9 protein-coding genes are annotated in these 9,524 nt (G+C 52.1%); 8 read left to right on the top strand and 1 reads right to left on the bottom strand.

Annotated features, from left to right (window positions below; genetic code table 11):
• Both ACML7B_RS03625 and ACML7B_RS03620 read left to right on the top strand, forming a co-directional pair.
• A partial coding sequence (locus ACML7B_RS03625; RefSeq protein ID WP_418539355.1) for a DUF1538 family protein occupies nt 1–316 on the top strand: 316 nt, incomplete at its 5' end.
• Between the two features lie 10 nt (nt 317–326).
• The gene (locus tag ACML7B_RS03620) at nt 327–1,016 is read left to right on the top strand and encodes a P-II family nitrogen regulator (protein ID WP_106789934.1); all 690 of its coding nucleotides are present in this window, start codon (nt 327–329) and stop codon (nt 1,014–1,016) included.
• Here ACML7B_RS03620 and ACML7B_RS03615 read toward each other — a convergent pair.
• Nucleotides 1,013–2,452: an alanine/glycine:cation symporter family protein gene (locus ACML7B_RS03615; RefSeq protein WP_418539354.1), complete on the bottom strand. Its 1,440-nt coding sequence runs from the start codon at nt 2,450–2,452 to the stop codon at nt 1,013–1,015. The two genes, ACML7B_RS03620 and ACML7B_RS03615, sit on opposite strands and share 4 nt — an antisense overlap.
• Before the next feature lie 637 nt (nt 2,453–3,089).
• Here ACML7B_RS03615 and ACML7B_RS03610 point away from each other — a divergent pair.
• The 6 genes from ACML7B_RS03610 to ACML7B_RS03585 form a co-directional block, all read left to right on the top strand.
• Complete coding sequence (locus ACML7B_RS03610; protein ID WP_418539353.1) at nt 3,090–3,764, top strand: Rpn family recombination-promoting nuclease/putative transposase; 675 nt, start codon at nt 3,090–3,092, stop codon at nt 3,762–3,764.
• Nucleotides 3,755–3,919, top strand: a complete 165-nt coding sequence (locus ACML7B_RS03605) for a hypothetical protein (protein ID WP_346706915.1) — start codon at nt 3,755–3,757, stop codon at nt 3,917–3,919. The genes ACML7B_RS03610 and ACML7B_RS03605 overlap by 10 nt, the downstream gene beginning before the upstream one ends.
• A gap of 53 nt (nt 3,920–3,972) precedes the next feature.
• The gene (locus ACML7B_RS03600) at nt 3,973–5,163 is read left to right on the top strand and encodes a M20 metallopeptidase family protein (RefSeq protein ID WP_418539352.1); all 1,191 of its coding nucleotides are present in this window, start codon (nt 3,973–3,975) and stop codon (nt 5,161–5,163) included.
• A 172-nt stretch (nt 5,164–5,335) separates the two neighbouring features.
• Nucleotides 5,336–6,190, top strand: coding sequence for a tyrosine-type recombinase/integrase (locus ACML7B_RS03595; protein ID WP_418539351.1), 855 nt, complete (start codon nt 5,336–5,338; stop codon nt 6,188–6,190).
• A 270-nt stretch (nt 6,191–6,460) separates the two neighbouring features.
• Nucleotides 6,461–8,332, top strand: coding sequence for an N-acetylmuramoyl-L-alanine amidase (locus tag ACML7B_RS03590; protein ID WP_418539350.1), 1,872 nt, complete (start codon nt 6,461–6,463; stop codon nt 8,330–8,332).
• Between the two features lie 26 nt (nt 8,333–8,358).
• Nucleotides 8,359–9,524, top strand: a 1,166-nt coding sequence (locus ACML7B_RS03585) for a Cna B-type domain-containing protein (RefSeq protein ID WP_418539349.1), incomplete at its 3' end; no start/stop codon positions are given.

Here is a 9,524-nt window from a genome sequence, read left to right as displayed (position 1 = left end):
TATCCTGGCGCTGGGGCTGTCCTTCTTTGTGCCGAAGATCTTTACCGCCATAGCCTTTGACTCCGGCGGGGTTGCCTCAGGTCCTATGACGGCTACATTTCTCCTTCCCTTTGCCATGGGGGCCTGCCAGGCGGTGGGCGGCAATATTGTGCGGGACGCCTTTGGCGTGGTGGCCATGGTGGCCATGACGCCGCTGATCACCCTTCAGGTCATGGGAGTGATCTATCAGTACCGGTTCGCCCGTGCAAAGAGCAGGGAGGCGGCTGCCGTTCCCTATCTGGATACCTGGGGAGAGGACGATATCATAGAATTGTAGGAGGAAGAGTATGAACCATATCTATATGCTGGGACTGATCACTAACCGGGGAATGCGGGAACGGTTCCTTCATTTCTTCCGGGAATATCATATCGAGGTGACGTTCGCTGCCCTGGGAAGAGGAACTGCGGGAAGCGCGCTCCTGGATTACCTGGGCATGGAGGATACAGAGAAAGCGGTTTACTTCGCAGTGATCACCCGGGATACCTGGCAGGAACTGAAGAAGGCTCTGTACGCCCGGATGCGGATTGACATTCCGGGACGGGGGATCGCCTTTCTGATCCCGCTGAGCAGCGTAGGAGGCAAGAAGGTCCTGCAGTATCTTACGGTGGGTCAGAAGATTGAGATTGAGGAGGAGAGCACATTGCAGAATACAGAATATGAATTGCTGGTGGCGATCGCCAATTCCGGATACACAGAGGTAATCATGGATGCGGCCAGAAGCGCCCATGCTCCGGGAGGCACGGTCCTCCATGCCAAGGGAACAGGAGCAGAACACGCGGAACGGTTCCTGGGGATCAGCCTTGCGGAAGAAAAAGAAATGGTATTTATCGTGGTGAAAGCCGCGCGGAAAAACGCGATCATGCGAGCCATCATGGAACAGGCCGGAACGGATTCCAAAGCCGGGACGGTTGTATTTTCCCTCCCGGTAACGGAAACGGCCGGCCTGCGCATGATGGAAGAAATGGATGAAGATTAATTCCAGAAGTCGGTCTTATCTTTCAGCTGGATATCCGCAGCCTTGAACTCCGGATCCTTGCCTTCTTTTTTCTGCTTCATATAGTCCTGCATGGCCCGGATGGCAGGTCCTCCCAGGATCAGGATCACCGGAAGGTTGATGAGAGCCATGAGACCCATCAGGACGTCGGCCATATTCCACACCAGGCCGAACTCCATGGTGGCGCCTACCAGTACCACAAGGGCGGCCACGATACGGAAGATGTTGAGAAGGACTTTGCCGGGTTTCCGGCCGCAGAGGAACTGCAGGCCCATCTCCGCATAGTAGAAGTTGCCGATCAATGTGGTGAAGGCAAACAGGCACAGCGCGATGGTGATGAAGATGGTTCCAAATCCGCCCAGAGAACTGGAGGCGGCAGCCTGTACCCAGGGCATTCCCGCCTGCTCTACAGAAGGAGCGGTGCCGGAGCAAAGCAGCATGAAAGCGGTGGCAGAACAGATCAGGATGGTGTCGATGAATACAGACAGCATCTGGACCAGTCCCTGTTTCACCGGATGAGAGACCGCCGCGCTTGCAGCCGCGTTGGGGGCGGAACCCACACCGGCCTCATTGGAGAACAGTCCCCGTTTGATACCGTTCATGATACAGGACCCTGCGAATCCGCCGAATATAGCCTGGAAATCAAAGGCGTTGCTGAAAATATCCGCAAACATGCCAGGGATCAGCTGGTAGTGGGTAACTACGATGAAAAGAGCTACCGCCAGGTAGAAGATCCCCATCAAGGGAACCAGGACGCCTGTGATCCGGGAGATCTGCTTGCTGCCGCCGAAGATGGAGACTGCGAAGATCAGAGCCAGGATCACGCCCACAAGCAGGGGAGTCATCTTGGGATCAAAGAAGCTGTAAGCCCGGAAGGAGTCGGCGATGTTGAAGGAGGCCACCAGGTTGAATCCACCCATGTAGGTGCAGATCAGGGTGACTGCGAACAGAACGCCGATCCAGTGCTTCTTAAGCGCCGCCTGGATATAGTAGGCAGGGCCGCCGTAGGAGCTGCCGTCCTCTGCCCGGTGTTTGTAGATCTGGGCCAGGGTGCTCTCGATGAAAGCAGAGGCGCTTCCAAGGATGGCGGTCAGCCACATCCAGAATACAGCGCCTGCGCCGCCCAGGCAGATGGCAGTGGAGATACCGGCGATATTTCCGGTTCCCACACGGGAGGCCGTGGATACCATGAGAGCCTGGAAGGATGAAAGACCGTTCTTGTCATTGCCTGGCTGCGCGACTACCCGCAGGGACTCCACAAACATGCGGAACTGGACAAAGCGGGTCCGGATGGAGAAATAAATGCCGGCGCCCAGCAGAAGAACGATCAGAATGTAGCTGTACAGAAGATTGCTGATGGTGCTGATGATTTCTGCGAACAAAACAAATTCCTCACTTTCTCTTAACTTAGATAACATAAATGCTTAACCAGTATATAGTATTTGTAAGATTTTGTCTAGGAAAATATAGGTTTGTAGGGATGATATGACAGTGATCAGACGCGCGAAAACGGAGTCAGACCCTGCAGCGAATCCGAAACTGTTCGTGAAGAATCCTTAACATCAAAACACAGAAGATTTCATGACTAGAGCAATTCGCAGAGAAATCTGATGATTTCCCTGCTCAGGCTCTTTTCAGATTTGACTGGAAGTCAAATCTTTCCATGAAATCTTCTGTGTTTTTCTGTAACGGATTCTAACGCTCCAATACGGATTCGCTGCAGGGACTGACTCCGTTTTCTGTACGTTCTGATTCTGTCAGGACATCCACGAAGCTCTGCCCACTTTCTTTCCGGCCGCAGGCCGAGTAACGCTTAGCAGGCCTTTGTCGGGACAGACAGGTATTTCCAAATTCTTCCTGTCCCGTGGGAAAGGTTCACTTTCCCTTCAAGAATTCCGGCCAGTCGGTCAAAGTTTCTTTTACAGTTCAGTTACAAATGAAAACAGGAAATGCGTAAGAGTTTTAGTGATCTGTCGTTGTCTTTCTGCCAGAGCCTTGGTAAAATAAAGAAAAACCTGTCTTTTATGCGTTTCCGCCAGAGGAAAGGAGAAGCGTATGAAAGACGAAAAACAGAGAACTAATTCCATTGGGAACACATCACCTAAAGACAGCAGTGCCAAATTGATCTTTGATAACCATATCCTTTGCGCTCAGTTCCTGAGAGACTATGTGGATGTAGAATTACTGAAGGATGTTCAGCCAGAAGATATTGAGGATATTTCGGAGAGGTTCCTGTGGTTGTGGCAGGAGAGCCGGGAGTCAGACTCGGTGAAGAAGATCCATCTAAAGGGAAAGGAAGGGGCAGATACCTTATTTGTGATCACGCTCATTGAACATCAGTCCCGGGTGGATCACGATATGATTCTGCCCATTGTATTCTATGATGGTCCCGGGATGTGGACAGCGGCAGTAAATTTCCAGGAGCGGGTATATCTGAACGAGACGCTGGGAGAATATATTCCCTCATTTCGTTATCTGGTGGTCCCATTGTCCCGTTATAGTAATGAGGAGCTGATCGGGAAGAAGGACGAGCTTTCTTTAGTCATGCTGGTGGATAAACTTCAGAGTGCGGCGGATTTTCGAACATTGAAGGAACTGCCGGAGGGGTATCTGGAAGAGATTGCCAGAGAATCTCCGGAATCAGTGCTGAAGTTGATCGGGAAGATCCTGGCGGTGCTGTTGGTGAGGCTGAATGTACCAAGGGAAGAGAAGAAGCAAGAGTGGCGTTAGTTGAAGCGATACTGGAATTGCTGGCGGATAAGGGAACCATACCGAAAAAGGAAGAAGAGATAATAAGAAAAGAGACGGATTTGGAGATCTTGAAGAAATGGCTGAAACAGGCGGCCAGAGCTTCCAGCGTGGAGGGGTTTGTCTCTGAAATGTAAAGAAAAGCCAGGGTTTTGCACGGTAGAATATTTCAGGAAGGAAGAGATTAAGAATGAGAAAAGAGAATCTGTTGCAGGAGATTAAGGAACTGGAGCAGCAGATGATCGCTGACCGCAGATTTCTGCATCAGCATCCGGAATTAAGTCATCAGGAATATCAGACTACCCGGTTTGTCAAGGAGCGTCTTGCGCAGTTCGGGCTCCAGCCGGAGCCCCTTGAGACAGATACCGGGGTAAGTGTGCTGATTCGGGGCGGAAAGCCGGGGAAAACCATCTGTATCCGACATGACATGGATGCGCTCCCCATCCAGGAGGAAACAGGACTTCCCTTTCAGTCTGAGGTGGACGGGGTCAGCCACGCGTGCGGCCACGATATCCATACGGCGATCGCTCTGTACTGCGGGAAGATCCTGAATGAACGGAAAGAGGAACTGGCAGGAAATGTCCGGATCGTGTTCCAGCCTGCGGAGGAAACCGGGCAGGGAGCCAGGGAAATGATGGAGGCGGGATTTAAGAAGCTGTCTCCTGCAAATGATATTGTGGTGGGACTTCATACCCACCCGGAGACGCCTGTGGGGATGATCAGTCTGCGGGAAGGCCCCATGGAAGCAGGGGCGGATTATCTGCGGATCCTGATCCGGGGAAAGGGCTGCCACGGCGCCCATCCATATCAGGGTGTAGATCCGATCCTGACGGCGGCGTTCCTTATGACAGAACTGCAGTCGGTGATCACCAGGGTGAACCCGGCAGTGAAGCCGGCGATCCTGACCTTTGGAAGTATCCACGGCGGGAAGGCCTGCAATGTGATCCCGGACCAGGTAGAACTTCTGGGGACGCTGCGCGTCTTTCACCCGGAGTGCAGGGAAACCAACCTTCAGGCGATCCGCAGGATCACAGAGCAGGTGTGCGCCAGTATGGGGGCAGAAGGAATTATAGAGCTGCGCGGTGGGATGCCGCCGGTTTATAACGACCGGGAAGTGACGGAAGGGATCGTGAAAGCAGCGGGCGAGATACTGGGAGAGGAAAGTGTGAGACTCCTGGAATTTCCAAGCCCGGGCTCAGATGATTTTGCCGTTTTTCTTGAGGGGACAAAAGGGACCCAGTTCTTCCTGGGGACAGGGGGAGAGTCAGAAGAAACCAGGATCGGAGTCCACAGCGGGCGGAATGTATTTGAAGAGAAAAGCATGGCGGTTGGGACGGCGGTGCTTGTCCAATACGTGTTGGATACGCTGAAAGATTGTTGAAAAAAGAATTCTTTTGAGAAGGTGTCACAAAATCATTAAGTCAGATGATTTTGTGACACCTTCTTTTTCGGGAAAATGTGTTTTGGGTTGTCCTGTATAAAAACAGGGACTTTTATTACAATAAACGGAAGAAAGCTTTATTTTCAAAATTACAGTAAGGAAGGACACGGATATGAAAGATGAAAAGAAAGTGAACTGGGAACAGGATGTGAAGACATTTGAGAGCTATCTGGAAGAGCGGGAAAACGCAGAGGCAACTATCAAGAAATATCTCCGGGATGTGGGAACCTTCAGGAACTATCTTAAGGGCGAAAGGAAGATCGAAAAGAGCGACGTTCTGGAGTATAAAGAGTGGCTGATAGGACATTACAGTATCCGCAGCGTCAATTCAATGCTGGCGGCGCTGGATCAGTTCCTGATCTTCCTGGGGGCAGGGCAGATGCGGGTGAAGCGGATCAAGGTCCAGGAGGGAAGCCTTCAGATGAGGAAGCAGGAGCTTGGGAAAGCAGAATTCCGGCGGCTGGTTTCAGTAGCCAGGGATAATGGGCAGAGTCAGATGGCCATGTTGATGGAAACGATCTGCGCAACGGGGATCCGGGTGAGCGAACTGAAATTTTTCAATGTGAACAGTATAAAGACCGGGATCGTGGAAGTAAGGAACAAGGGGAAGCAAAGAGTGGTGCTCCTTCCGGAGAAATTAAGAAAACGACTGCTTCTTTATACAGCCAAGAATAAGATCCGTTCAGGCCCTGTATTTTGCACCCGTTCCGGGAAGACGAAGGATCGGTCCAATATCTGGAAGGAGATGAAAAGGCTGGCCGAAAAGGCGGGGATAGACGCCGGGAAAGTATTTCCCCATAATCTCCGTCATCTTTTTGCCAGGACATTTTACCGGGCGACGAAAAACCTGATCCACCTGGCGGATATCCTGGGGCACAGCAGCGTGGAGGTGACCAGGATCTATGCAAGAGAGGGGATCTGGGAGTGGAAAAGAAGTCTGGACCGAATGGATCTGCTGGAAGAATGACAAAAAAATACCACATAATATTCGTTATGTGGTACTTGGGGAAATATCCCTTATCTTCTGTAGTATACAATACATATATTTAAAAATCAACATGTTCAAAGTTTCTTTCTATCGTTTTCATTAAAATTCCCAAATGGATAAGATCGTATGGCGGGGAAGGGGATCATGGAGATCCGGAAGAAAAGGAGGCAGGGAACACCACATAACGAATATTATGTGGTGTAGAGATTAGAACCGGATGGAGGGAGAGGAATCGGAAAAACAGATCGGATGATTCAATTTGTTACAGCACATCCGCTGGTTCCGGGACTTTTTTTCGCTGTTGTCATCCTGACGGCCTGCGGGACAGGGCTTCCCCTGATCGCAGGCGTGACGGGGATCGTGCTGTGTATACTGGGACTTTCGCAAAAGGAGATCCGGGCGGATCTGTGGATCCTGATCCCACTGCTTGGATACAGCGTGTTTAGTCTTATCTCCTCCTGGCAGACGGTGGGGGATCCATTTGAAGGCTATGTATATATGCAGCTGATCTGCCCGGTGTTTTTCCTTCTGACGGCAGCGCTGGAAGAAGGAGAGCGGATCCTTCTTAAGAGGAGTTGTCTTCTGTGGTCCGGGGTGACGGCTGCGGCCGGCATTGCCGAATTTACCGCAAATGCGTTTGACGGGGAGACAAAGCGTCTGGGAGGGATCTTCGGAAATGCCAATGTGCTGGGGATCTTCCTGGTTTTTAGCTGGTTTGCCTTAAGAGAGCGCCGGGATGAAAAATCCCCGGGAATTCTTGCCTATGTGGAACCGCTGCTTTTGTATGCCCTTGGGCTTACCCTTTCCATGGGAAGCTTTGTGGCGATGGCGGCGGGGATCCTCGTTCTGATCCTTGTTGAAGGCTGGTCAGGAAAGGGAAAGGACGTCTTAGGGCTTCTGCCGGAGATCCTTGCCAGGGCAAGCGCGGGGATCGGCGCCGGGATCCTTCTCTATCTGGCGGCCGGGAGCGGGAATCTCTGGCTGTGTATTCCTGTTCTGGCCGGGATGGCTGCCCTTGCGGCGCTGTGGAAGAAGTTTGAGAAGAATGTGGCAGAGAAGCGAAAAACTGCGGCAGTATTCTCGGGACTTGGCGTTGTGGTGGCGGTATCTGCGGTGGCCCTTCGGCCGTCCTCCATCGCTACCTTCGCCGAGCGGCTGGAGATGATGGAAAACGGGCTTGGCTACATCCGGGAGAATCCAGTGTTCGGAGTGGGACCGGGACAGTGGCACCTTTGGAATGCTTTTGATGCCGGCAAGTATTTTAACACCTGGTATATCCACGATGTATTTCTTCACATCGGCGCGGAACTGGGGATTTGTGCCATGATCCTGCTTTTGGCGGCTGCGGTCAGGAGCCTTGGAAAGAAGCGGCCGGGCGCCCTGCAGGCGGGACTTGTGGCGTTAATGATCCATTATTGTCTGGATGTGGGATTCGCATATATGGGAGTGGCGGCTGCGGCTATGATCCTTCTGGGGATGCCGGAGAAAAAAGGGAGACTTGTAAAGCCTGCAGCGGTGAAAGCTTTCTTCTTGGTCTTTGCCGTCTTGTTTGCCTGTGGCCTGGTTTCTGACCGGCCTTTTGACGGGACAAAAGAAGAGCAGGAGGCAGTGATCCAGGGGAACAGCCCGCTGACCGAATATGTAGATCTGACGTCCAACGCCACATTTCCAAGAGAGCAGAAGATCCGGAAGATCACCATCCATCATATGGCGGCGGATCTGACGCTGGAAGAAGCAGGGGAGCTATTTGCCCGGGAGGACCAGGAGGCATCGGCCAATTATGCCATCGACAGTGAGGGGAGGGTGGGACTTTATGTGGAAGAAAAGAACCGGGCGTGGACATCCGCGGACCGGGACAATGACGGGCAGGCGGTCACCATAGAGGTGGCCAACGACGAGATCGGCGGCCAGTGGCACGTCAGCGATCAGGCCTATGAGACGCTGATCGATCTGTGCGTGGACATCTGCCGGCGCAACGGGATCCCGGAGCTTGTCTATACAGGGACAGAGGAAGGGACGCTGACGATCCATAAGATGTTTGATGAGGAGACGCAGTGCCCGGGACCCTACCTGGAAAGTCGCATGCCCGAGATCGCAGAAGAGGTAAATCAAAGATTATAAATTAAAAAAGGAAAGAGGAGGAAAAAATGAAGATAAGGGAGAAGATCAGAAAAATAGGTTCCATGTTGCCGGTGCTGGTACTGGGGATCCTTGCCTGCGCCACAGTGGCGATGGCGGCGGGAAGCGTTTCGCATAATATTTACGGCAGCCCGTATGAAACAGGGCTGACAATAGAAAAAAGATGGGTCGATGACGGACATGAGAGCAAGAGACCTGAATCTATCACAGTGCGGTATAAGATGACGATGGTATTTTCAGATTCTACCGGTAAAACTGATACGAGAATAAAAGAAGACAATGTGGTTTTGTCAAAGGCTAATTCCTGGAAGGAAAATATAACCTGGGATTATAGAAATGAATCCAGCCTTGGCTTCTCTTATCATCTGGGAAGAGACCTGACGGTTGAGGTGGAGGAAGTAGATGTTCCAGACGGATATACAGTGGAGTATGACTGGAAAAATAATGTGGGAGTTGTGGTTGTAAACACCTACACAGGACCGGTTACCGGGGAACTGTCTGTTAAGAAGACGGTCTCAGGGGACGGGGCGGACAAGACAAAGAAATTTGATTTCACCCTGAACCTGACAGACGGCAGCGGGCAGGCGCTTCCAGATTCCTACAGCTATATCATCCAGAATGAAGACGGCAGCAGCGCAGGGACGGGAAGCATTGGAAACGGCGGAACCTTCAGCCTGTCCCACGGGCAGACGCTGCAGGTAACAGGGCTTCCGGAGGGAAGTAAGTATTCGGTGACAGAGGCAAAGAGTGAGGACTATACTTCCCAGATCACTTCCGGCAGCGATTCCGGAACGATCGCGGCAGATACACCGGCGGCGGTAGTATTTGATAATGCCTATGAGGAGAAGAAACCGGAGAGGATCAACATTTCCGGGACCAAGACCTGGAAGGACGACGAGGATCAGGCCGGCATCCGGCCGGACAGCATAGAAGTCAAACTGTGGGCGGGCAAGACCCTGGAAGCCACACAGACGGTAGATGAGAGCGACGGATGGACTTATCGGTTTGACGGACTGGACAAGTATGACCAGCAGGGCAGGGAGATCACATATACGGTGACAGAGACGCCGGTAGAAGGATATACCACCACCTACGAGGGCTATGACATTATTAATTCCTATACGCCGGAGAAACCAGAGGTTCCAGAGGAGAATACACCCAGTCCCAAGACAGG

The sequence above is a fragment of the Massilistercora timonensis genome, from assembly GCF_048354975.1.
Classification (GTDB): domain Bacteria; phylum Bacillota; class Clostridia; order Lachnospirales; family Lachnospiraceae; genus Massilistercora; species Massilistercora timonensis.
Note: the sequence above shows the minus strand (reverse complement) of the source record. Positions and strands in the feature narration are given on the sequence as shown.